This window comes from Cyclobacteriaceae bacterium (assembly GCA_025808415.1).
Lineage (GTDB): Bacteria > Bacteroidota > Bacteroidia > Cytophagales > Cyclobacteriaceae > UBA2336.
Window position 1 is genome coordinate 3,754,023 of the sequence record CP075525.1, and the last position, 22,754, is coordinate 3,776,776.

Annotated in this window: 24 protein-coding genes; 15 read left to right on the top strand and 9 right to left on the bottom strand. The window is 44.5% G+C overall.

All coding sequences use genetic code 11. The annotated features are described in order from the left end of the window. Positions 1-48 precede the first annotated feature (48 nt). Both KIT51_16610 and KIT51_16615 read right to left on the bottom strand, forming a co-directional pair. Entirely contained in the window at positions 49-1,635 is a 1,587-nt protein-coding gene (locus KIT51_16610; protein UYN86462.1) for a D-aminoacylase, read from the bottom strand. An 8-nt stretch (positions 1,636-1,643) separates the two neighbouring features. Beyond that, entirely contained in the window at positions 1,644-3,134 is a 1,491-nt protein-coding gene (locus KIT51_16615; GenBank protein UYN86463.1) for a M28 family peptidase, read from the bottom strand. Between the two features lie 198 nt (positions 3,135-3,332). Here KIT51_16615 and gcvP point away from each other — a divergent pair, with 198 nt between their 5' ends. Genes gcvP through KIT51_16635 form a run of 4 tightly spaced genes read left to right on the top strand, consistent with a single transcriptional unit; the run spans position 3,333 to position 7,172 of the window. Further along, positions 3,333-6,212 carry an aminomethyl-transferring glycine dehydrogenase gene (gene gcvP, locus KIT51_16620; GenBank protein UYN86464.1) on the top strand — a complete coding sequence of 960 codons (2,880 nt, stop codon included), beginning with the start codon at positions 3,333-3,335 and terminating at the stop codon, positions 6,210-6,212. Positions 6,213-6,238: 26 nt separating this feature from the next. Further along, entirely contained in the window at positions 6,239-6,436 is a 198-nt protein-coding gene (locus KIT51_16625; GenBank protein ID UYN86465.1) for a hypothetical protein, read from the top strand. Beyond that, complete coding sequence (locus KIT51_16630) at positions 6,433-6,699, top strand: type II toxin-antitoxin system RelE/ParE family toxin (protein UYN86466.1); 267 nt, start codon at positions 6,433-6,435, stop codon at positions 6,697-6,699. The genes KIT51_16625 and KIT51_16630 overlap by 4 nt, the downstream gene beginning before the upstream one ends. 8 nt (positions 6,700-6,707) lie before the next feature. Continuing rightward, positions 6,708-7,172, top strand: a complete 465-nt coding sequence (locus tag KIT51_16635) for a DUF3299 domain-containing protein (protein ID UYN86467.1) — start codon at positions 6,708-6,710, stop codon at positions 7,170-7,172. Between the two features lie 183 nt (positions 7,173-7,355). Here KIT51_16635 and KIT51_16640 read toward each other — a convergent pair whose 3' ends face one another. The 3 genes from KIT51_16640 to KIT51_16650 form a co-directional block, all read right to left on the bottom strand. Continuing rightward, complete coding sequence (locus KIT51_16640; GenBank protein ID UYN86468.1) at positions 7,356-7,511, bottom strand: hypothetical protein; 156 nt, start codon at positions 7,509-7,511, stop codon at positions 7,356-7,358. Between the two features lie 66 nt (positions 7,512-7,577). Then, positions 7,578-8,951 (bottom strand): M20/M25/M40 family metallo-hydrolase, encoded by a 1,374-nt coding sequence (locus tag KIT51_16645; GenBank protein UYN86469.1) that lies wholly within the window; start codon positions 8,949-8,951, stop codon positions 7,578-7,580. 59 nt (positions 8,952-9,010) lie between these two features. Then, positions 9,011-9,442, bottom strand: a complete 432-nt coding sequence (locus tag KIT51_16650; GenBank protein ID UYN86470.1) for a hypothetical protein — start codon at positions 9,440-9,442, stop codon at positions 9,011-9,013. Between the two features lie 39 nt (positions 9,443-9,481). Here KIT51_16650 and KIT51_16655 point away from each other — a divergent pair, with 39 nt between their 5' ends. The 4 genes from KIT51_16655 (at position 9,482) to KIT51_16670 (ending at position 12,934) form a co-directional block, all read left to right on the top strand. Further along, entirely contained in the window at positions 9,482-10,297 is an 816-nt protein-coding gene (locus tag KIT51_16655) for a sulfite exporter TauE/SafE family protein (GenBank protein ID UYN86471.1), read from the top strand. Between the two features lie 55 nt (positions 10,298-10,352). Continuing rightward, entirely contained in the window at positions 10,353-10,862 is a 510-nt protein-coding gene (locus KIT51_16660) for a hypothetical protein (protein UYN86472.1), read from the top strand. 54 nt (positions 10,863-10,916) lie between these two features. Then, the gene (sdaAA, locus tag KIT51_16665; protein UYN86473.1) at positions 10,917-11,822 is read left to right on the top strand and encodes an L-serine ammonia-lyase, iron-sulfur-dependent, subunit alpha; all 906 of its coding nucleotides are present in this window, start codon (positions 10,917-10,919) and stop codon (positions 11,820-11,822) included. Between the two features lie 341 nt (positions 11,823-12,163). Beyond that, positions 12,164-12,934 (top strand): prohibitin family protein, encoded by a 771-nt coding sequence (locus KIT51_16670; protein ID UYN86474.1) that lies wholly within the window; start codon positions 12,164-12,166, stop codon positions 12,932-12,934. Between the two features lie 81 nt (positions 12,935-13,015). Here KIT51_16670 and KIT51_16675 read toward each other — a convergent pair whose 3' ends face one another. Genes KIT51_16675 through upp form a run of 3 tightly spaced genes read right to left on the bottom strand, consistent with a single transcriptional unit; the run spans position 13,016 to position 15,351 of the window. Continuing rightward, positions 13,016-14,242 (bottom strand): alkaline phosphatase family protein, encoded by a 1,227-nt coding sequence (locus tag KIT51_16675; protein UYN86475.1) that lies wholly within the window; start codon positions 14,240-14,242, stop codon positions 13,016-13,018. 8 nt (positions 14,243-14,250) lie between these two features. Next, the gene (locus KIT51_16680) at positions 14,251-14,700 is read right to left on the bottom strand and encodes a hypothetical protein (protein UYN86476.1); all 450 of its coding nucleotides are present in this window, start codon (positions 14,698-14,700) and stop codon (positions 14,251-14,253) included. A gap of 6 nt (positions 14,701-14,706) precedes the next feature. Beyond that, positions 14,707-15,351 (bottom strand): uracil phosphoribosyltransferase, encoded by a 645-nt coding sequence (gene upp / locus KIT51_16685; GenBank protein ID UYN86477.1) that lies wholly within the window; start codon positions 15,349-15,351, stop codon positions 14,707-14,709. A 268-nt stretch (positions 15,352-15,619) separates the two neighbouring features. On the opposite strand from upp, the gene KIT51_16690 reads away from it, so the two are divergent. Continuing rightward, complete coding sequence (locus KIT51_16690; GenBank protein UYN86478.1) at positions 15,620-16,576, top strand: M20/M25/M40 family metallo-hydrolase; 957 nt, start codon at positions 15,620-15,622, stop codon at positions 16,574-16,576. On the opposite strand, the gene KIT51_16695 is transcribed toward KIT51_16690, so the two are convergent. Beyond that, positions 16,573-17,103 (bottom strand): Uma2 family endonuclease, encoded by a 531-nt coding sequence (locus KIT51_16695; GenBank protein ID UYN86479.1) that lies wholly within the window; start codon positions 17,101-17,103, stop codon positions 16,573-16,575. The two genes, KIT51_16690 and KIT51_16695, sit on opposite strands and share 4 nt — an antisense overlap. Before the next feature lie 35 nt (positions 17,104-17,138). Between KIT51_16695 and KIT51_16700 the strand changes: the two genes are divergently transcribed. The 6 genes from KIT51_16700 to dnaJ all read left to right on the top strand — a co-directional run bounded on the left by KIT51_16700 (position 17,139) and on the right by dnaJ (position 22,639). Further along, positions 17,139-18,503 carry a Gfo/Idh/MocA family oxidoreductase gene (locus KIT51_16700; protein UYN86480.1) on the top strand — a complete coding sequence of 455 codons (1,365 nt, stop codon included), beginning with the start codon at positions 17,139-17,141 and terminating at the stop codon, positions 18,501-18,503. 60 nt (positions 18,504-18,563) lie between these two features. Then, complete coding sequence (gene hpt, locus KIT51_16705) at positions 18,564-19,088, top strand: hypoxanthine phosphoribosyltransferase (GenBank protein ID UYN86481.1); 525 nt, start codon at positions 18,564-18,566, stop codon at positions 19,086-19,088. A 91-nt stretch (positions 19,089-19,179) separates the two neighbouring features. Next, the gene (locus KIT51_16710) at positions 19,180-19,761 is read left to right on the top strand and encodes an adenylate kinase (GenBank protein UYN86482.1); all 582 of its coding nucleotides are present in this window, start codon (positions 19,180-19,182) and stop codon (positions 19,759-19,761) included. A gap of 6 nt (positions 19,762-19,767) precedes the next feature. Next, positions 19,768-20,757, top strand: a complete 990-nt coding sequence (gene obgE / locus KIT51_16715; protein UYN86483.1) for a GTPase ObgE — start codon at positions 19,768-19,770, stop codon at positions 20,755-20,757. A 176-nt stretch (positions 20,758-20,933) separates the two neighbouring features. Then, positions 20,934-21,512 (top strand): nucleotide exchange factor GrpE, encoded by a 579-nt coding sequence (locus KIT51_16720; protein ID UYN86484.1) that lies wholly within the window; start codon positions 20,934-20,936, stop codon positions 21,510-21,512. Between the two features lie 11 nt (positions 21,513-21,523). Continuing rightward, a complete protein-coding gene (gene dnaJ / locus KIT51_16725) occupies positions 21,524-22,639 on the top strand; it encodes a molecular chaperone DnaJ (protein UYN86485.1) in 1,116 nt (371 codons plus the stop codon). The last annotated feature ends 115 nt before the right edge of the window (positions 22,640-22,754 follow it).

Below are 22,754 nucleotides of genomic sequence, written 5' to 3' on the forward strand. Positions count from 1 at the left end.
GTTTGATGGTTAGACGCAAAGGGCGTCAGGAAAGTTTCAACGAATTTCTTAATGGACAGGCTTCAGCACCACACCATTACGCACACCGGTATGTTTTCCTTTTTCGGCTGTAATCTGGCCGTTAACGATAATGTATTCAAATCCTTCCGAATAGGCATGTGGTTTTTCATAGGTAGCCCTGTCGCCTACCTTCTTTTCATCAAAGATCACAATATCAGCAGCCATGCCTTCGCGCAATAACCCGCGATCACGTAAGTTAAATTTAGTAGCGGGCAAAGAAGTCATGCGCCTGATCGCTTCCTCCAGTCGGATGAGTTGCAACTCACGCACGTATTGTCCTAGTACACGGGCATTGGTTCCATAGGCACGTGGGTGTGGCATGTTGGTACCGTACCGGTTAATGCCGGCATCGGATGCAAACATGTTGAACGGGTATTGTAAGATCCTGCGCAAGTCAGTTTCATCCATACTAAAGTAAACCATTTGCACCCGGTCGGTGGAAGCAACCAACTCCAGGATTGTTTCTGCCTCTTCCATGGGTTTGGTTTTCCTTCCCTTTAATTTGTTTACATCTGTTATTGTTTTTCCGTTGTATGTGCTGTCAGGGGCATAACGAGCAATCAAAGCATAACTGTAATTTTTCAGTTTTTTGCTTTTGAGCGCTTCTGTCATTTCCTTCTTGATCTTCTGTCGTGTGGTTTTATCATTCAATCGCCACAGCACAGAATCTTTTCCGCCAGAGAAAACCCAACTGGGTACGGTGGTGCTCAGTGTAGTGCTACTGGCCACATAAGGATATTGATCGATGGTAACATCAACACCACGCAACCGTGCACGTTCAACCTGTTCCAGGGTGTGAACTGATCTTCCCCAGTTCGGTTTGTAGGTGACTTTAAAATGTGAAATCTCAACAGGCATGCCCGCCACTTCTCCAATGGAGATAGCTTCCTCAATCGCTTCTGTAACCTGATCGCCTTCATTGCGGATATGCGATGCATACACACCACCAAACCGCGCTGCCGCTTTGGCCAGCCCAACTACTTCTTCGGTTTTGGAATAGGTGCCAGGCACATAGATCAAACCGGTGGATAACCCAACGGCACCATCTTGCATGGCCTTTTCAACCAATAACTCTATTGCTTTTTGTTCATCCGCTGTTGGGTCACGTTGATAATCGCCCAATACCGCACGCCTGACCGTATTATGTCCGATAAGTGTGGCAATGTTGATAGAGGTTTTAACACTATCGATTTTCCGAAAGTAGTCGGCAATATCTAAGGAAGAAGAACCACAATTGCCGGTAACTACTGAGGTTACACCATCGAGAATAAAATTGCCTGCCGTTGGGATGCGGATTTCATTGCCTTCGATATGGGTGTGCACATCAATAAACCCAGGAGAAACAATAAGTCCTTTGGCATCAAGAATAGTAGTGGCTGTAGCTTCTTTAAGATTACCGATAGCCGCAATCTTTCCATCCTTCACCCCCAGGTCGGCATAGAACCACGGATTTCCGGTACCATCAATTATTTTTCCGTTGCGAATGATAAGATCAAAAGATTGACCGGTCGCTGCATACGAACAAACAATCAATAGAAAGATTATACTACCTGAAACCCGTGGTGCCTGAATCATTGTTTAATTTATTTTTTATCAGCAGCAATCCGGCCGTCACGGTTGGCAATTTCCCAGGCTGTGTAGAACACAAGCTGGGCGCGTTGCGTCATTAAATCAAATTCAATTTTATCCACTTCATCGCTGGGCTGGTGGTAATCCTCATGGATTCCATCAAAATAAAAAATGATGGGAATGTTTTTCTTGGCGAAGTTCCAGTGATCAGAACGGTAGTACAAACGCTCCGGGTGATTTTGGTCGTTGTAGGTATAATCAAAAATCAAATTGGTGTACTTTTTATTTACATCTTCACTCAGGCTATGCAACTCACTTGAAAGTTTATCGGAGCCAATCACATAAACATAAGGCGCACTGTCTTTGTGTTGGGGATCGCGCCTTCCCACCATATCAATGTTCAGGTTAACAACAGTTTTCTCCAACGGAAACACAGGGCTATTATCTGCATAATATTGAGAGCCTAACAAGCCTTCTTCTTCACCGGTAACGGTCATGAATAAAATACTTCTGCGTGGGCCTTTACCATCTTTTTTAGCCTGCGCAAAAGCTTTCGCCAGCGACATTACACTTACCGTTCCTGAGCCATCATCATCTGCACCGTTATTGATTAAGTCTCCCTCACCGGATGAGCGCTTGCCGATGTGATCGTAATGTGCGGTTATGACAAGCACTTCGTCTTTTTTGTCAGTGCCTTCCAAAAAGCCCAATACATTATCCGATTTAATTTCTTTGTGCTTCTGTACCACGGTGATGGCCATGGTTGATGGCTTTACTTTAGCCAATGTTTTATCATCAGCGGCCTTTTTTAATTTTTCCGGTGTCGATTTAAATATTTTTGCTGCTGCGGCAGGTGTTAACAAAAACAAACCCAGGTTAGGCGTGGCTGCGCCTTTCGTTAACGTCATGCGTCCACCGGCAAACATACGCAGCTGGCTCGCCATAGTTTTAAAATCCTCCTCGCTGTTCATTACCATCACCATCAGTTTGGCTTCCTTCTCACGCAGTTTGGCCATAGCCGGGTTGTTGCGCAACGAAGCATTGGCTTCCAAAAAAACAACAGCAGCTTTTCCTTTTACATCTACTTGCTTCAAATCATCTTCCGTTGCGCGACCTGCGAAAACCAGCGGCAACTCCAGCAATCCACCTGTGTCACCTGATCCGAAATACACGAACTCTTCGTTTTCTTTTAATGGTGCGCCACCGGCATTAAGGGAAACCTCAGGAATGCCTGATGTGTAGAGCGTTACCGGTTGAAAATAACTTCCATTAACAGGACCCTGCAAGCCGTGCTCTTCGAAATGAGCCGCAATAAAGGCTGCTGCCATCTTTTGCCCGCGCGAACCCGTTCTGCGTCCCTCAAGGGCATCGGAGGCTATGATGGTTAAATATTCTTTTAAATCGGCTGCTGTTACCAGTTGGCCGTACTTTTTGGCTACCGGATCCTGGGCTTGTACGCCCACAAAAACCACCACCAGCCAAAACACTAAAAACTTGATTTTCATATTTCGTTAAGGATTAGAATTTTTCAAAGATAGGGATCGGTATAGAATAGAAAAGCCTTGACATTCAGGCTTTAACAAAAAGGTTGTGGAGTGGTTAAATGGGATGATGGAAATCATGGGTGAGCGGTGTACAATTGTGTTCCGCCTGATTTACATTTGTGCAAAATTTTCCCTTCCGGGCGATTAGAAACCACGACTATGAATATTAATACTACTTACGCTGAAAAATTTGAATACCGCCACAATGGCCCCAATCCACAGCAGATAGCCGAAATGCTTAAAACCGTAAAGGCTTCTTCTGTAGATCAATTGATAGAACAAACTGTGCCCGCCAACATCCGGTTGAAAAAACCTTTGAACCTGTCTGCCGCCCAAACCGAACAGGCTTTTTTGAAGTCATTCAAAGCATTGGCCGCTAAAAACAAGCTCTTTAAATCCTATATCGGTATGGGGTATTACAATACCTACACTCCGAATGTCATCCTTCGTAATATTTTAGAAAACCCAGGATGGTACACGGCTTATACCCCCTACCAGGCTGAAATTGCCCAAGGCCGACTAGAAGCCCTGATCAACTACCAAACCATGGTGATTGACTTAACCGGCATGGAAATCGCAAACGCCTCGTTATTGGATGAAGGCACTGCTGCGGCAGAAGCCATGCACTTATTACACGCTTCATTGAAGCCAGGCAAAAAGAATGCACGCAAATTTTTTGTTGATAAAAATACATTTCCACAAACCCTTGATGTACTGAAAACCCGTTCAGCTCCGCTGGGTGTTGAACTTGTGATTGATGACCTTGCGAAGATTGATGTTACCGATCCGGATTTGTTTGCTGTATTTATTCAATACCCCGATAGCAACGGTGCCATTAAAGATCATTCGGCATTTATTCAAGCAGCACACGAGCACGATGTTTTCGTTTGCATGGCTACCGACTTGCTGGCGTTAACTTTATTGAAATCACCCGGTGAAATGGGTGCTGATGTAGTGGTGGGATCAAGCCAACGGTTTGGTGTACCCATGGGTTTTGGCGGACCACATGCCGCTTTCTTTGCTACAAAGGAAGACTTTAAACGCCAAATGCCCGGCAGAATCATTGGCGCCTCCATCGATGCACAAGGCAAACCTGCATATCGCATGGCGTTGCAAACCCGCGAGCAACACATCCGCAGGGAAAAAGCTACTTCCAATATTTGTACCGCCCAGGTATTACTGTCGGTAATGGCAGGCATGTATGCTGTTTATCACGGACCGGAAGGATTGAAGAAAATAGCAGGGCGTGTTCATGCGCTTACCAGAATGCTGTTTGATGGCTTACTCGCCATCGGACTTCAGCCAGTTAGCAACAACTTTTTCGATACCCTTACTATACCATGCCCGAACAAAACTGCTCTTGCAGCAGAAGCTGAAAAACGTGGTGTTAACCTTCGGTATTTTAACGACAATCATGTTGGTATTTCTTTAGACGAAACCACAACCGTTGAAGATGTAAATGAATTGTTGGAAATATTCCGGATTACTTCTCCACTTTTACAACATAAGCAAGTAAAGGATGCTGGAATACCTGCTACACTTGCGCGTACAAGTTCCTTCATGACGCATCCGGTATTCAACACTTACTATGCCGAGCATGAAATGCTGCGCTACATCAAGCGTTTGGAAAACAAAGACATTTCCATGGTTCACTCCATGATTTCATTGGGATCATGTACGATGAAACTCAATGCCACTACGGAGATGATTCCAGTTACCTGGCCAGAACTGGGGGGCTTGCATCCTTTTGCACCGGCCAATCAAACCCTAGGTTACCAACAAATTTTAAAGAACCTCGAAGTATGGTTAGCAGAGATCACCGGCTTTACCGGAGTGTCACTTCAGCCCAACAGTGGGGCCCAAGGTGAGTATGCCGGACTGATGGTTATTCGCGCTTACCACCAGCACCGTGGTGACCATCACCGAAACATTGCGTTGATTCCTGCCTCCGCACACGGAACAAACCCTGCCAGTGCCGTGATGGCCGGCATGGAGGTAGTGATTGTGAAATCAGATGCGGATGGAAAAATCGATGTAGCCGACCTGAAAGCAAAAGCATCGCAGCACAAAGAAAAACTTTCGTGCCTCATGGTAACCTATCCATCAACTCATGGTGTGTTTGAAGAAGCCATTACTGAAATCTGTGAAACCATTCATGCCAACGGTGGCCTGGTGTACATGGATGGCGCCAACATGAACGCACAAGTGGGCTTAACCTCACCGGCCAACATCGGTGCCGATGTGTGTCACCTTAACCTGCACAAAACATTTTGTATTCCGCATGGCGGAGGCGGCCCCGGCATGGGACCGATTTGTGTAAACGATAAATTAAAACCATTCCTTCCGGGACATGCCCTAGTAAAAACCGGTGGTGATCACGCCATTACGGCTGTATCATCTGCACCTTGGGGAAGCGCAAGCATATTGGCTATTTCATATGCCTACATTGCCATGATGGGTGCTGAAGGGTTGACCAACGCAACCAAGATGGCTATACTAAACGCCAACTATATTAAAGACCGGCTGGAAGGCCACTACAAAATTTTATACACCGGCAGCAATGGTCGTTGCGCACACGAAATGATTGTAGACTGCCGTGATTTCAAAAAGACAGGCATTGAAGTAGAAGATATTGCCAAACGCTTGATGGATTATGGCTTTCATGCGCCCACGGTTTCCTTCCCGGTAGCCGGCACCTTAATGATTGAGCCCACTGAGAGCGAAACGAAAGATGAACTCGATCGCTTCTGCGATGCGCTGATTGAAATCAGAAATGAAATACGTGAGGTGGAAGAAAGCAAAGCCGATAAGGAAAACAATGTGTTGAAGCATGCACCGCACACCGCATCGGTAATTACTGCCGATGTCTGGGAACGTCCTTATAGCCGCCAAAAAGCTGCTTACCCGCTACCGTATATACGCGAAGCAAAGGTTTGGCCAAGTGTTAGCCGTGTCGACAATGCTTATGGCGACCGAAACCTGGTGTGCAGTTGTTTGCCGTTAGAAGCTTACGCACAAGCAGATACTGTAGAAGTTTAGTTTGCAAATTTTTGTACCTTCACTCCATGGAAACAATTCTTCTTACAGCAAAAAACAAAACTGATTTGAAGGCTCTTGTTGATTTGGCTAAGAGGCTAGGAATGAAGACACGCGCTCTGTCAAAAGCAGAAGTTGAAGACTTTGCTCTTGCGAAAAAGATTGAGAAAGGACTAAAAACTCAATCGGTTTCGAAAGAAACCATTCTCCATGCGTTGAGAAAATGAAAACGGCTTTCCGGAAATCCTTCTTAAAGGATATACAGAAAACCAAAAATCCTAAACTGAAAAATTCCATTCGTGAGGTGATTCAGCATGTAGAGGATGCGAACGATCTTTCATCTATTAAAAATCTTAAGAAGCTTTCGGGATACAAGACTTATTACAGAATACGACTTGGCGATTTCAGAATTGGTCTGGAAATAAGTAACAATACGGTGACCTTTGTTACGTTTGACAATCGTAAGGATATCTACAAGAAATTTCCTTGAAAAGGATTATGCAAAGAATTCCCACACTATTCTTTTTTTTAATAACGTTTGGTGTCCTTTCTGCCCAACCTAAAAACAAATATCAGGGTTTTCCATCTCTGGTGTGGCCCAAGCTGTATGATATTCAGTATGAAAAAGCCTTCGATGATAACGGTGAATATGACAAACCCATATTCAGTGCTGCGGCTAAATCACTGGCCGGTAAAACAGTTGTGCTGCCCGGCTACATGGTACCGTTCGACAACGGAACAAAAGGCACTGTGTTTATGCTTACCTCATTACCATTAAATGCTTGCTTCTTTTGTGGTGTGGGCGGGCCCGAATCGGTAGTACAGGTATTTTTAAAAAGTACAATTACCTACACCGAAAAACCAATTGAAGTAAAGGGTGTTTTACGCCTCAACGATAAAAATCCAGACCTGATGATTTATACGCTGGAGCAGGCTGAGTTTTTAGGAACGATTGATTTTTAACCGCAATTATTCAATAGGATTGAATAATTTGACGAATGAAAATCAGTAACTTACAAGTAAAGACTTTAAACCCTTTTGGTGATTTTCATTGTCAAGGTTAAACCCTGACAATGCTGATAACACCGTCAGCATTCGTCAGTTATTTATGTCGTAACTTATTCCTAATGCATAACCTGGGTTTAATTACCCAAGCAGGTAATAACCGGCAAGAAAAATCACCAGGGCAAGCAAGGCACCTACAGCAACCTTCACAATTACGGAATCCAAACGATCGGATGATCGTGTAATTCGCCTGATACGCTCCCGCACAAAACTTCGCTTCTCTTTTTCAGTTTCCATGAGCATAGTTAATTATGCTTTAATAAGGAAGTTGCACAGCCCGTAACCCGATCCGTAGTATTTTATCTATTTAAGCCCATATTGATCGATAAGGTACACCAAAGCTGCCATGGATGCTGCCCCTAACTCCAGTTCGCGTTTGTCTACTTTATCAAATGTATCTTCTGGTGTGTGATGATAATTGAAGTATCGCTGTGAGTCGGGTAAGAAACCCATTAGCGGAACACCTTGCGGTGCAAGCGGACTAATATCAGCACCGCCCCCTTCCTGACTGAAATCAGAAAGTCCGTACGGTTCCAGCAAGGGTTTCCAACTTCTTATTTTCTCTTTTGCCTTTGCATCGGTCGGTAATGTAAAGCCGCGAGGGGTAAATCCACCGCGATCAGATTCCATCGCAGCAATGTGCTTTTCGTTTTTAAGCTTTGCCTGGCTGGCATATTCTACACCACCCCGCAAACCATTTTCTTCGTTCATAAACATAACGGCACGAATGGTGCGTTTGGGCTTGTAACCCATGGCTTTATAAATGCGCAGCACTTCTATCGACTGAACACAGCCAGTTCCATCATCGTGCGCACCCTGACCAAGATCCCAGCTATCAAGATGCCCGCCCACTACAATAATCTCATCGGGGTGCTGCGAGCCCTTCAATTCACCGATCACATTAAAGGAAGGGGCATCGGGCAAGGTTTCGCAATGTGTTTCGAAATAGAATTTTAATTCTTTGTCATCCTTCAACAGGCTGCTCAACAATTCCGCATGGCGGGTAGCGATGGCGACAGCGGGAATCTTCGGAACGTTCAATGCATACCGTAACGAACCTGTGTGCGGATAATCTTCTAGGTTAACACCCATCGAACGAACAATCACACCAATGGCGCCAAGCTTAGCAGCCTCTGATGCACCATTTGCACGCTGATCAACCGCTCCGCCATAGGAGCTGAACATTGGAATCACTTTTGGATCCATAGGCCGGTTAAAGAAGACAATCTTGCCCTTCACACCTTTTTCACCAAGTTGCTTCAATTCATCCCAGGTTCTTACTTCAATTACGTTGGCCAATATACCTGCTGAACCGGTACCCACCGAACCACCCAAGGCGCAGATGTTAACTTCTTCCGATCCTAATTTTTTTGAATTGACAATTCGCCCGATTTCCTTTTTGCCCCGAACCCAATGCGGCACCATTACCGGTTGCAGCCATACCGAATCAAAACCATAGGCTTGCATCACCTGCCGGCTCCATTCCACTGCTGCTGCAGCCCCGGATGAACCGCTGAGGCGCGGACCAATTTTCGTGCACAGATGTTCCAGCATTTCGTACGACTGTCCTCTTGCTAATGCTTCATCATAAATTTTGCGAATAAATTGCTCATCAGGAGATTGAGCATGTGTCACCAGATAGGTCAACAGTAACACAGCGTGTAAAAAGTATTTCATAAAATTTTCAAATCTTCAAATTGATAAATTTTCAAATTAACAAATCAACTCATCAACAATCACTCAATTAACTTCGCATTCTTAACAATATACATATGATGATCCGGATCAGATTCATTCAAAAATAAAATTCCTTCCAGGGTAATCTGACGCGTAACAAACTTGATATTTTGTTTGGTTTGTACCTCCACTACTGTTTCCGGCCCGGCACCTCCGCAAAAATAACATTGATTAAAAGGCAACGAAGAAAGCATATATTCATTCCTGCCACCCAGTTCGGCCATGGGTATCAGGTATCCTTTCACCCGAACTACTTTACCGTTGTAACTCCACAGCCGCTTGCTGAATTTTGGTGATTCAATTTCAAAACCGGTTTCGCGGCTTGGCTGGGTTTCAAAGCCCACTTCCGAAAGCACCTGCCAAACGTCAACCTCCTGGGCAAAGGAAACTGAGTTACATAAAAGAAACAGAATGATAAGTTTATTGATCATTGCCATTAACTTTGAAATATACTTTGTTTCTTTCACTCCATGCTTGAAAATTTTCTTTTAGCACTGGCCGGAATGACCGGTGGTTTTATTGCCGGACTAACCGGCATCGGCACCGGCTTTATGATGCTGGCCGTAATACCCCTGGTGCTTACCCATTTTGGCGTGCCGGATAGTTATGTGGTAAGTGCCACCATTGCCAACTCCATTTTTGCCACCATGGTTTCCTCCTTTGCAAACATGGCTACCACCATCAAGCAAAAAAAATTCTATTGGAAAGAAACCGCATGGACAGCCCTGGGTGCCGTAGTGATGTCGTTTATTGTATTTGAAACAGTGGTTAAAACTGATTTCTACTCACGGGAATTATTTAATGTGGTCATTATTTTTTTCATGTTCATTATCATTTTTCAGACGTTCAAAAAACTAAAACTATCCAATCCGGAAGATGAACAGGTAACTCGAACAAAACTTCTTATTACCGGAAGCACTGCGGGCAGCGCAGCAGCCCTTACCGGCCTGGGTGGAGGAACATTGATTATACCCTTGCTAAACCTGTGGCAAAAAGTTGACATCCTGAAAGCCAAATCCATTTCCTTTGGAACCATTTTCGCCATAGCGTTGTGGCTGTCCATTAACAATCTGTTTTTTGAACCAGCCAATACAATACCTCATAGTAAAGGCCTGATTGTATTGCCGCTTATCTTACCGCTTTCTGTCGGAGTGATTATTGGGTCACCCTTAGGGGTATTGCTTAGTCACAAAATATCTTCGCGAATTGTTACCATCCTTTTTCTTATCATCATTAGCCTGGTGGCCATTCAAAAAATTGCCGAACTGGTTTGGTTAGAGAATTGAAAATTCTGCTTTTTCAAATAAGTTTGTGCAAGTCTCATGTACTTCTGACCTTACTATGAAATTCCGATTCCCAACAATAAAAACTGAATTGGCCGTTGCATTCGCGGCCATCTTTGTAAGTACGGCTACCTTATTTGTGTACGTTTACCAGGCACGCATTATGCAAACACAACAACAAGTTGCTGTATGGCCGTATGTGGAATGGCTACCTTCCTGGGGAGATCATGGCCTTTATGTAGAAGTATCGAACAAAGGCATTGGCCCAGCGCTGGTAAAAAAGGTTACCCTTAAACTGGACGGCAAAGAATTTAATAGTCTTTCGGAAATGTTTGAAGTGCTGACAGACTCTACTTTCCAGAACTATGGATACAGTACCATTCAGGGCCGGGTAATTGCCCCGGGCGAACACATGAGAGCATTTGAAATATGGGATAAGGCAACGGCAGACCGTATTCGCGCAGCGCTTACCAAAAGAAACTTCGAATACGAAATATGCTACTGCTCTGTGTTTAACGATTGCTGGCTTTCCAACGGAACGCAGATTACCGAAAGCAACTGCGACTGATTTTTTCTTTCGTACCTTTGAAGAGGCTTTGACCTAAAAACAAGCTCGATTTCTATGGCCTTCTTTTTTGACTCCTTCGCCAACTGGAAAAAATACGCAACCAACAACAACCTGTCGTTGGTACAGGTAGTGCTGGAGTACGAGCAAACGCAAAAAGGACGAACTGAACAACAGATATGGGATGGCCTTGAAAAAGCATGGACCGTAATGAAAGAAGCGGTTGTCACCGGACTTACCGAAGACATGAGTTCGCGCTCGGGCATGGTGAACAACGGTGCTAAGAAAGTATACAACCATCCGCAAACCGTTCTCTCCAAAGAATTTCAAAACCTGATTTCACGCGCGTTGGCCGCGAAAGAAGTAAACTCGTGCATGGGACGAGTGGTGGCAGCACCAACCGCAGGCGCCAGTGGTATTATGCCGGGGGTATTGTATACACTTCAGGAAATTCACCATGTTGACGATAAAAAAATTCTCGAAGCCATGTTGCTGGCAGCCGGTGTGGCGCTGATCATGGAACAGAAAGCCAGCATTGCCGGTGCGGTAGGTGGTTGCCAGGCCGAAACCGGAACCGCTGCAGCCATGGGCGCATCCGCTATTGTATTTTGTTTAGGGGGTAATACCGACCAGATTTTTAATGCCGTAGCGATTACCGTTCAGTGTATGCTTGGATTAGTTTGTGATCCGGTTGCAGGACTTGTAGAAGTACCCTGCATTGTACGCAATGCAAGTGCGGCAGCCATTGCTTTTAGTTCCGCTCAAATTGGATTGGCCAATGTAAGCAGCGTAATACCTGTTGATGAGGTAATTGAAGCCATGGGTGAAATAGGTGCGAGCATGGAAACACGCTACAAGGAAACTGCGTTGGGCGGACTTGCTGCAACCAAAACAGGACAAGCCATTGCAAAGAAAGTGCTGATACATGATATTAAGATGTTGCCGGATGAGGGGGTGGAGTAATTAATCAATGTACCTATGAAAACATGGATTATACCAACTAAAAAGCAAGCGCTTCTGATTTGTGGAATAACCTTTTTCCTATTCTTGAAGCTAATGTCCGCGTCTGAATTTCTTTTGAGTGAAAAGTATACAAATCGACAATATTTAATTTTTGGTGTAGTAATCACGCTGGCATTTTCCGCATCAATTGTGGCCATACTACTTTTCAGATCAGAAAGAACCGACAAGGGCAGGTAAAATAAATTAAACAATACTTTTCTAATCCCTTTCTAATCCGTTAACTCCAACGAATACAGCATAAACTGCGTATACTCAAGATGTATACGTTAAACTGTTTCGTTATGAAAACCATAATTTATGGATTATTGATTGTCACGCTGGGTTCGTGCGCAGTCATACGGCAAGGTGAGGTTGGTGTTAAACGCAAGTTTGGTAAACTGGATGAACGAAGTCTGGGGCCTGGCATGTATTCGTTCAATCCATTTTTTGCCCGTGTGCTGAAAACTACTATTCAAACCGAAAACCTGGAAGTACGTTTACGCCTGCCCAGCAAAGAAGGACTTACTATCAATTCAGAAATTTCAATTTTGTACAGCATTCAAAAAGATAAGGTGCCCAGCATTTTTAACGAAATCGGTTTGGAGTACGAGCGTACGGCTATCCTTCCGGTATTTCGTTCGGCCGCAGCCGATGTAACGTCCAACTTTATGGCGAAGGATATGCACTCAGGCCAGCGATCGGTAATTGAGGAAAAAATAAAATCGCGCATGGAAGAGGTGCTTGGCCATCGTGGATTTATCATTGAACAAGTGCTGTTGAAAAGTATAGAACTGCCTACTGAACTTTCGCGCGCGGTAGAGCGCAAGCTTGAAGCGGAACAGGAATCGCAACGCATGGAGTTCGTGTTGGAGCGTGAACGCAGGGAAGCTGAGCGAAGAAAAATTGAAGCGGAAGGCACGCGCGATGCACAGCAAATTCTTTCACAGGGTTTAAGCAAGGAAATTATAGAACTACGAAGCATTGAAGCCTTTCGCGAGTTGGCCAATTCGCCCAATACGAAGATTATTATAACAGACGGCAAAACACCCTACCTGATACAGCCGAAAGAATAGGCAAGATTTTAATTTATGACTGGAGCTGTTCCTGAAAAACAGCTCCTCTTTTTTCAATACACGCTAAAACTCAGCAACCATTTATTGAACAAAAACCCATGCCTGAGCAGTATTAAAAGGTGCCTTGATCACGATCTTATAAAAATCAGATTGATGGCGGGTTAAGCTAAGTTCTGCTGAACCCTTCGCTACTTTTCGCTTCGCAGCCAGCGCATAGGGATCATACACGCCTTCCTTAAAATGATTGGAAACAGAAACATAAATTTCTGCAACGCCTTGAGGATCGTAAACTGTCCAGCTCAATAGTAGTTTTTTAGTACGTTTTGTTACCGTTAGATCGCCTAAGGAGATTTTACCAATAAATGGTATTCCGTCCCACTCTTGTTCAAGCTGCAAGGGCAACTGAAAATCCATATGCCTCACCATGGAAGGAAGAATATCCACCGCGGCTGTTTGCTTGCCAAACTTTTCATTTAGTTTTTTTGAATTTGTGCTTATCCAAACAGTTCGTTCACGATCACTTTGCCCGCCATGTTCTTTACCGGTTGTGGCATCACGACCATGATCGGTGGTAACAAGCACGAGCCAATCCTCTTTAAATACCGACTCACGGTATTTCACCGATTCCCAGATTCTATTTACCTGGCCATCTGCCTTACGGATAGCCTCTTCATACTCAACACCATCACCATAGCGATGACCGGCATCATCGGTATATTCCAGATACACCCACGATAAATCCGGAGCCTGTTCACGTATGTAGCGAGCGGCCTCATCGGCAACGTACTCATCAATGGCGAGGATATACTTTTTCTCGGGGTCGTGCGGAAACTTTTCCTCATTCAACTCAAAACCATCAAAGGCATAGTCGATCGTGATATTTCCGGCTTCCGGAAGGCCGTCACCAACAAGTTTGGTGCGGTTGTCCAGCCAGGTAGAAAAAATTGCCGTTTGCAGTGCGGGATTACTTTGCTTTGCCAGCCGGAAAATATTCCAATAATGATAGTTGGGTTCCTTAATAGCATTGTCCCACACGTTGTGTTTATAGGACCAGGTTCCGGTTAGGATGTGGTTGTAGCCAACAGCTGAAACGGTTGGCGATTGACTGTGATGGCCCTTTAGGCCACCTGTGTAAGCGCGGGTGTAGGCTCCGCATGAAGCAATTTCATCAATAGCCGGTGTTGAAACTTTTTCTAACACATCAGCCGAGATACCATCCAGGATTATAAAGATAGCTTTTGGCTGAGCTACCAACACAGAGACCGGCAGAAGAAAAAAAACAAAACAAAAAAGTCGCTTAGCACTCATTGTTCACCTTAAAAATATTTCAATATGGCATCACCAAAAAAATAAACCAAACCACTGGATACAACCGAAAAAATAACTGCGCTGATGAGCATATACAAAATAATTTTCTCTTTAGGCGCACCCAATGCCACCGCCAGTATGGTTCCGCCAATTGGGGTTAAGCCCAATGGGGTTAATAATGCGACACCGGCTAATCCATACTTCTTCCACACGGTAACGATTTTTCTGTTTGTTGGTGTGAATTTCTTTTGATTATGGATCCTTCGCTTCAAAATCTTATTACGCAACCAGTCGCCAAAATACGTAAACGCCACAACGCTGGTCATCATGCCTGCAGCCGTTATTATAATGGTGGTAACAATATTTAGTTTGGCGGCATACCCCAGTGTTGGCCCAAAAATAACTTTGAGTGTGCACAGTAAGTAAATCGGAATAGCCTTTAGTATTTCTTCCCACATACCGGATTAAATCTTTTCTCCATAACATAGATCACCCGCATCGCCCAAGCCAGGCACAATGTATGATTGCGTATTAAGTTTTTCATCCAACGCGCAGGTATACACAGAATAGGGAAGTGTAAGTTTTTCCTTCAGGTATGCGATACCTTCCGGTGCGGCCACCAATGAGGCAATATGAACATGCGTTGGTTTTCCGTGTTTCATCAATGCCTCTATCGATTTTACAAACGACTTTCCTGTGGCCAGCATCGGGTCAATGATAATTAATTGTTTACCGGAAAGATCGGGCGCAGCAAGATACGCTAAGTTGATGGTAATGTCTTCGCCATTTTCTTTCCGGTATGCCCCGATAAACCCACCATCGGATTTATGAAAAAAATACTGGAACCCTTGAAAGAAAGGCAAGCCTGCACGCAATACGGTAATTAAAACAGGGAATTCTGACAATACCTGAAGCGTAGCTGTTCCCAAAGGTGTCTCAACTTGCTCAGTTCGGTAAGACAATTGCTTCGAAATCTCATAAGCGAGTATGGAACCGAGTTTTTGAACATTATTTCTAAACCGTGTGCGATCTTGCTGAAGATTTTTATCGCGCAATTCTTTCAACATACTATTGGCAATGGAATTAGTCTGGTTTAAAATGAATGTCATGATGCTAGGCTTTTTTCCAACCAAAATTTAATGCTACTTTAACACAATAAGAAATCTAAGAAAGAACTTTAAACGATAAGATATTTTGCTCTCGGGCCGCATGGCCCCGTGTACTTGGTCAACGCTGATTTCTATCCGCGCATACCCCTGCCAGGCCAAAGATAGAAATAGGCGTAGCCCAAGCACACTGAAAATATTCGAATAATGAAATTTAAACTTTGTTAATCCTTTCTAGCTGAAGTAATAAGTATGTTGTATACCGAATACCATGCCGCGAAATAAAAAAATAGAATCACCTGCCGGAAGTGATTTCAGGCTTCTCAAACAGCTTTGCGAAGTACACGCCCCATCGGGCGAAGAATTTGCCATGAAGGGATTTTTGTTGAAGCACATCGGCAAAGCAAAAAAATCGTGGAAAACCCAACCTGATATTATTCATGGAGAAGATGAATTTCAGGATTGCCTGCTACTGAAATTCGGGAAGCCACGCACGGCCATCTTTGCACATATGGACAGCATTGGGTTTACCGTTCGGTACTTTAATCAATTGTTGCCCATTGGAAGCCCGGAGGCAGAAATGGGTACTAAGCTCGTTGGCCATGATAGTAAAGGGCCGATTGAATGTGAGCTTGAATACGATAAAGAAAACCATGCCTTCTATCGGTTTGGCCGCGCCATTGATCGCGGCACATCACTCACGTATAAAATTAACTTCAGGGAAACGCAACAATACATTCAATCGGCTTACCTCGACAATCGACTTGGGATTTATGCAGCACTAAAGATTGCCGAAACACTGGAAAACGGTGTGATCGCTTTCAGTTGCTGGGAGGAACATGGCGGGGGCGCAATTCCATACCTCGCGAAATACATATACGAGCAATGGGGTGTGCGCCAGGCCCTGATTGCCGACATCACCTGGGTATCGGATGGTGTAGAACCCGGCAAGGGCACCGTCATCTCCATGCGCGACCGGAATATTCCCAGGAAAAAATTTGTGAATCGTATTATCGAGATCGCACAAAAAAATAAACTCGAATTTCAACTTGAAGTGGAAGGCATGGGTTCGAGCGATGGTCGTGAATTGCAAACCTCAGCCTATCCGTTCGATTGGTGCTTTGTTGGCGCACCTCAGCAATACGCGCACACGCCCGATGAAAAAGTGCATAAGCACGATATCAAAAGCATGATTGTTTTGTACGATAAACTAATAAGGGAACTTTAAAAAGAAAAAGTCTCCGCCAGCAATGATGAACTAATTTGTCCCGGTTGTGAGGGCAATGTTTTAAAAGCACCCTTAACAAAAGAATATCCTGTTGTTTGCTTTGTTTCCGGATCAATAATCCAATATTCCTTTACACCAAATTTTTCATATAACTCCTTCTTGCGCTTAGTGTCATGTGTAGGATTACCTTCAGAAAGAATTTCAATAATCAAATCAGGCACACCATACACGTGGCCTTGAATGATGGACAGGTTTTCTTTGGCAATAAATAAAATATCAGGCTGAACTGCATTGGCATCAGCATCTAGATAAACATCGAATGGAGCAGTAAAAACTTCGCCCAAATCATACTTCTCTATAAAGGCGTAAATTTGGCTTATAAGTCGGGTAATAATTCGCTGATGTTTTTCAACTGGTGATGGGCTCATATACAGTATCCCGTTAATAAGTTCGGCAAGCGTACCCTCCGGAAGCATTTTATAAACTTCCATAATTGTTTTGGGCGGCCTTGTAATTGATTCGTGCATAGTTCAAATTTAAAGAAAATTCATCCATTGCCCTTATGAAAACATCCACCTCCCGAAGAAAATTCATTCAAACCACCGCGTTTGCCGGTGCTGCCTTTTCAATTCTTCCCTCCTCCTCGCTATTCGCGCAAGACAAATCACAAAAGGTAAGGTTGGGTTTTATTGGTGTAGGCTTACGCGGCCAAAACCATCTTGATCTTGCTTTGCACAGAAATGATGTTGAAATAGTTGCTTTGTGCGACATCCAGCAACGCATGATGGATATGAGTTTGAACATGGTGCAGAAGGCAGGCAAACCAAAACCACAGGTAATCCTGGAAGGGCCCTATGGGTACAGGAAAATGCTGGAAAATAAAAACATTGATGCGGTGATTATTTCTACGCCCTGGGAGTGGCATACCATTCAATGCCTCGATGCCATGAATGCAAAAAAATATGTAGGATGCGAAGTAATTACCGGAACAACCATAGAGGAATGCTGGGAGTTGGTGCAAACATCGGAACGCACGGGTATGCCCTTAATGATGTTGGAAAACGTTTGTTACAGGCGTGATGTAATGGCCGTGCTGAACATGGTACGTCAAAATATCTTTGGTGAACTGGTTCACTTACAAGGTGGTTACCAGCACGACTTACGGGAAGTAAAATTTAACGATGGTGTAAAACCGTATGGCGGTGGTGTAGAGTTTGGCGAGAAGGGATTTTCAGAAGCACAGTGGCGCACTGAACATTCAGTACATCGCAATGGCGATTTGTACCCAACCCACGGCATCGGGCCAATTGCTATGATGATCAACATCAACCGCGGAAATCGTTTTACCGAGTTGGTTTCGTACTCATCAAAGGCACGCGGGCTGCATGATTACATCGTGAAGCAGGCTGGTGAAAACCATCCCAATGCAAAAATTAATTTCAAACTTGGCGATGTGGTTACTACACTGATCAAATGCGCCAACGAAGAAACGATCCTGCTCCAGCATGACACGAATCTTCCCCGGCCATATTCACTTGGCTTTCGGGTGCAGGGCACCAACGGAATATGGATGGACGTAAACAAATCCATTTACATTGAAGGCCAAAGTAAACAACCTCACCGCTGGGAAGATGCCCAACCCTGGCTGGACAAATACGAACATCCGCTGTGGAAAAAATATGCAAGCGATGCGGCCGGTGCCGGACATGGCGGCATGGATTGGTTTGTGCTGAATGCATTTATCGAAGCGGTAAAACGAAAAACACAACCTCCTATGGATGTTTATGATGCCGTGGCCTGGAGTGCCATAACCCCGTTATCAGAAACCTCCATTCGCCTGGGTGGAGAAACCATGGCATTTCCTGATTTTACCAAAGGGCAATGGATGCTGCGTAAGAATACGTTTGCACAGGATGATTCCTACTGATTTAAAAACGACTTATAGTTCTTTTGTCGATTCCTTTATCTTTGCAGCCTTTATCGGACTATGAAGATTAAAGACCTTACATTCAAAAAATTTATCAGCGAAGAAAAAATAAAAAGCAAGGTCAGCGAACTGGCCGATCAGGTTAATCATGACTATGCAGGTCGAATGCCCTTATTCCTCCCTATCCTTAACGGTTCATTCATTTTTGCCAGCGACTTGATCCGTGAAATCAGGTTGGAGTGTCGCGTGTCATTTGTTAAGCACTCCTCTTACCAGGGCACGGCCAGCACCGGTCAACTTAAAACCCTGATCGGGTTAACAGAAAGTATTTTTAACCAAGATATACTTATTGTTGAAGACATCATGGACACCGGGTTAACCCTAAGTAAAGTAGTGGAGGAACTTCGCAGCCTCGGCACGCGATCGGTAGAAGTGATTACCCTGGTTCGCAAAGCCCCTGCCCGCCAGCATGCCGTTCAACCCAAGTACATTGGTTTTGATATTGACGATGAATTTATTTTAGGATACGGGCTTGATTATGAAGGCTTGGGAAGAAACCTGAAAGATATTTACAAACAATCCTGAGCGAGACAGCATACCCCGATGGCACCCCTATTCCAGTCATCGGCTTATTTACGAATAGATCACTATCTTGCGAACCTTTAACGTTAGCACTATGATTAACCTTGTTCTATTTGGCCCTCCGGGCGCAGGCAAAGGCACCCAAAGCGCCAGGCTTATTGAAAAGTACCAACTCATTCACATTTCAACTGGCGACTTGTTTCGTAAACACCTGAAAGAAGGAACTCCGCTGGGTAAACTTGCGCAAGACTACATGAGCAAAGGTAACCTGGTGCCCGACCAGGTAGTGATTGACATGGTGGACGACAAAATCAAAAGCAGCGGCAACATCAACGGCATTATTTTCGATGGCTTTCCGCGCACCGTAAAACAAGCCGAAGCACTTGATGCTTTGCTGGCCAGGAACAACACCGGCATTACGGCATTGGTGGAGTTAATGGTGAATGAGGATGAGCTGAAAAAACGATTGGCCGAACGCGCCAATAAAGAAAACCGACCCGATGATGCCAAACCCGAAGTAATTGAAAACCGCATTGCTGTTTACAAAGCCGAAACAGTGCCGGTAGCCGAACACTATAAAAAACTCGGCAAGTATTCTGCGGTAGTGGGCGTAGGCGACATTGAACAGATTTTTAACAACCTGTGCCGCGAAATAGATAATCACCTGTTGTCGTAATAGCACGTGTCGTCCCCGAATTTTATTGACCATGTAAAATTCTGTTCCCGTTCAGGAGCAGGCGGGGCCGGGTGTTTGCATTTTCATCGCGAAAAGTTTGTTCCCAAGGGTGGCCCTGATGGTGGTGACGGTGGGCGGGGCGGTCATGTAATCCTGCGGGGCAACAAACAATTATGGACCCTGTTGCACCTTAAATACCGCAAACACGTCATCGCTGAATCCGGTAAGCCCGGTGAATCACAAAATTGTACGGGTGCAGAAGGCAAAGATGAGATCATTGACGTTCCGCTCGGCACGGTTGCGCGCGATGCTGAAACCGGAGATGTGCGGGTAGAAATCACGGAAGATGGCCAGGAATTTATCCTAACTCCAGGCGGTCGTGGTGGCCGGGGTAATTTATACTTCGCCACATCCACCCGGCAAGCACCAAACTTTGCCCAACCGGGTGAACCCGGAAAGGAGGAGTGGATTGTTCTTGAACTGAAACTGTTGGCAGATGTTGGCTTGGTTGGTTTTCCGAATGCCGGAAAATCAACATTGCTTTCGGTTGTTTCGGCCGCCAAACCAAAAATTGCCGACTATCCATTTACTACACTCACGCCAAACCTGGGTGTTGTTTCATACCGCGATGACAAGTCGTTTGTCCTGGCCGATATACCTGGCATAATTGAGGGCGCTGCCGAAGGGCGTGGGCTGGGCATACGCTTTTTAAGGCATATCGAACGAAATTCCTTGTTGTTATTTCTCGTTCCGGCCGATTCGAAAGATATCCGTAAAGAATACGAAGTCCTGCTTTATGAGCTAAAGAAATACAATCCTGAACTGCTGGATAAGAAACGTGTACTCGCCATATCAAAGTGCGATATGCTTGATGAGGAACTAACAGAAGCCATCAAAAAAGAATTGCCTACAGATTTGCCGAATGTGTTTATTTCGTCAGTAACACAAAAAGGCTTGACAGAACTGAAAGACATGATCTGGAGAAATCTCCATTAATTGTCATTGGTTAATCTCATTGGTCATCAGCAGCTATACTCAATCTACTAATGACTAATAACCAATGACCTGTGACTAATAACAATCGTTTCACTAATGTCACTCTGGCACGCATAAGGCAATTGGCAGAATTATTGACAAATTGCACAAGATTTTAACGTTAAGTACTGTTTACCATGGAAAACAACCCGCAAACTGAACAGGATTTGCAAAAAGAAGCTACGCCTCAAGGTGTAGAAGAAGCTACACCTGAAGCCACTCCGGAATCATTTGAAACCTTAAATGGATTGGATGAGTCGAAATTTCAGGTGGAGATCAAAAAACTTCAAGACGAATTGGCAGAATCAAAAGACAAATATTTAAGACTATACTCTGAATTTGAAAACTTCAGGCGCAGGACCGCCAAAGAAAGATTGGAGTTGATTCAAACTGCTAACGAAAGCCTTATCGTTTCCCTGTTACCGGTAATTGACGATTTTGAACGTGCCGAGAAAGCCATGCAGGGTGCTGATAGCAAAGAATTGGAAGGTTTTCAACTCATTTATAATAAACTCAAAAAAGTGCTGGAACAAAGTGGTGTAAAATCCATGGATCTTAAAGCCGGTTCAGACTTTAATACGGATGTACACGAAGCCATAACCCAGGTACCCGCACCGGAAGAAACCCTGAAAGGAAAAATTGTCGATGTGGTTGAACGAGGGTATTTGTTGAACGATAAAGTGATTCGCTTTGCTAAAGTAGTAGTGGGTCAATAAAAAACCTGATCATGGCAAAAAGAGATTATTACGAAATATTGGGCGTTGGAAAAAACGCTTCGGCTGAGGAGATAAAGAAAGCATACCGCAAGGTGGCTATCCAATATCACCCCGATAAAAACCCCGATAATAAAGAGGCAGAAGAAAAGTTTAAAGAAGCCGCTGAAGCTTATGAAGTGCTGAGCGACTCTACTAAACGTGCACAGTATGACCGGTTTGGTCATGCACGGGGTAATGGAGGCTTTGGTGGGGGCCATACTATGGATATGGAGGATATTTTTAGTCAGTTTGGGGATATTTTTGGCGGTGGCGGAAGCCCGTTTGATAGTTTTTTTGGGGGCGGGGGCAGTCGCAGGCGACAGCGCAAGGGATCAAACCTGCGCATTAAGCTTAAGCTTTCATTGGAAGAAATTGCCAATGGGGCTGAGAAGAAAATTAAGGTAAACCGTTTGGTACAAGCCGATGGCGTTACTTTTAAAACCTGTACAGCCTGCCAGGGCACCGGGCAGATGCGCAAAGTGGTTAATACCATGCTGGGCCAAATGGTTTCATCAACTACCTGCGCGCAATGTAATGGCACAGGTCAGTTACTGGACAAGCGCCCTCCCGGGGTAGATAGCTCAGGATTAATCTCGAAAGAAGAAGTTATCAGCATAAAAATACCGGCTGGGGTTAGTGATGGCATGCAACTTTCCATGTCAGGCAAGGGCAACGAAGCACCCGGTGGGGGTATTGCCGGTGATTTATTGATCCTCATCGAAGAGCAGGAAGACAAAATACTGAAGCGTGACGGAAACAACCTGATATACGATTTGTACATCAGTTTTATTGATGCAGCACTGGGCACTTCGGTAGAAGTCCCGTCTATTTCAGGCAAGGTTAAAATAAAGATTGAACCCGGGACACAAAGCGGTAAAATCCTGCGCCTACGCGGTAAAGGCATTAAGGACATAAATGGCTATGAAACAGGGGACCAACTTATTTACATAAATGTTTGGACCCCAAAAAGGCTTTCGCCAGAAGAACGGGCAACCTTGGAAAGCCTGCGGCATTCAGCCAATTTTACACCCCATCCGGACGCATCCGACAAGGGTTTTTTTGATAAAATGAAGGAATTTTTCCATTAATCTTTAAAACCCAACTTGCAAAAGCCCCGTAATAAACAGGGCTAAGTCGGTTTTTTTAACCAATTATGTAAATAACCTTACAAGCTGCAACCCTAAAGGCTGTGGCTCGTTCTAT

Excerpts from the sequence above, each read along its gene's own strand:
- KIT51_16610 (UYN86462.1), bottom strand. The coding sequence starts at position 1,635 with ATGATTCAGGCACCACGGGTTTCAGGTAGTATAATCTTTCTATTGATT.
- KIT51_16615 (UYN86463.1), bottom strand. The coding sequence starts at position 3,134 with ATGAAAATCAAGTTTTTAGTGTTTTGGCTGGTGGTGGTTTTTGTGGGC.
- gcvP (UYN86464.1), top strand. The coding sequence starts at position 3,333 with ATGAATATTAATACTACTTACGCTGAAAAATTTGAATACCGCCACAAT.
- KIT51_16625 (UYN86465.1), top strand. The coding sequence starts at position 6,239 with ATGGAAACAATTCTTCTTACAGCAAAAAACAAAACTGATTTGAAGGCT.
- KIT51_16630 (UYN86466.1), top strand. The coding sequence starts at position 6,433 with ATGAAAACGGCTTTCCGGAAATCCTTCTTAAAGGATATACAGAAAACC.
- KIT51_16635 (UYN86467.1), top strand. The coding sequence starts at position 6,708 with ATGCAAAGAATTCCCACACTATTCTTTTTTTTAATAACGTTTGGTGTC.
- KIT51_16640 (UYN86468.1), bottom strand. The coding sequence starts at position 7,511 with ATGGAAACTGAAAAAGAGAAGCGAAGTTTTGTGCGGGAGCGTATCAGG.
- KIT51_16645 (UYN86469.1), bottom strand. The coding sequence starts at position 8,951 with ATGAAATACTTTTTACACGCTGTGTTACTGTTGACCTATCTGGTGACA.
- KIT51_16650 (UYN86470.1), bottom strand. The coding sequence starts at position 9,442 with ATGATCAATAAACTTATCATTCTGTTTCTTTTATGTAACTCAGTTTCC.
- KIT51_16655 (UYN86471.1), top strand. The coding sequence starts at position 9,482 with ATGCTTGAAAATTTTCTTTTAGCACTGGCCGGAATGACCGGTGGTTTT.
- KIT51_16660 (UYN86472.1), top strand. The coding sequence starts at position 10,353 with ATGAAATTCCGATTCCCAACAATAAAAACTGAATTGGCCGTTGCATTC.
- sdaAA (UYN86473.1), top strand. The coding sequence starts at position 10,917 with ATGGCCTTCTTTTTTGACTCCTTCGCCAACTGGAAAAAATACGCAACC.
- KIT51_16670 (UYN86474.1), top strand. The coding sequence starts at position 12,164 with ATGAAAACCATAATTTATGGATTATTGATTGTCACGCTGGGTTCGTGC.
- KIT51_16675 (UYN86475.1), bottom strand. The coding sequence starts at position 14,242 with ATGAGTGCTAAGCGACTTTTTTGTTTTGTTTTTTTTCTTCTGCCGGTC.
- KIT51_16680 (UYN86476.1), bottom strand. The coding sequence starts at position 14,700 with ATGTGGGAAGAAATACTAAAGGCTATTCCGATTTACTTACTGTGCACA.
- upp (UYN86477.1), bottom strand. The coding sequence starts at position 15,351 with ATGACATTCATTTTAAACCAGACTAATTCCATTGCCAATAGTATGTTG.
- KIT51_16690 (UYN86478.1), top strand. The coding sequence starts at position 15,620 with ATGCCGCGAAATAAAAAAATAGAATCACCTGCCGGAAGTGATTTCAGG.
- KIT51_16695 (UYN86479.1), bottom strand. The coding sequence starts at position 17,103 with ATGCACGAATCAATTACAAGGCCGCCCAAAACAATTATGGAAGTTTAT.
- KIT51_16700 (UYN86480.1), top strand. The coding sequence starts at position 17,139 with ATGAAAACATCCACCTCCCGAAGAAAATTCATTCAAACCACCGCGTTT.
- hpt (UYN86481.1), top strand. The coding sequence starts at position 18,564 with ATGAAGATTAAAGACCTTACATTCAAAAAATTTATCAGCGAAGAAAAA.
- KIT51_16710 (UYN86482.1), top strand. The coding sequence starts at position 19,180 with ATGATTAACCTTGTTCTATTTGGCCCTCCGGGCGCAGGCAAAGGCACC.
- KIT51_16720 (UYN86484.1), top strand. The coding sequence starts at position 20,934 with ATGGAAAACAACCCGCAAACTGAACAGGATTTGCAAAAAGAAGCTACG.
- dnaJ (UYN86485.1), top strand. The coding sequence starts at position 21,524 with ATGGCAAAAAGAGATTATTACGAAATATTGGGCGTTGGAAAAAACGCT.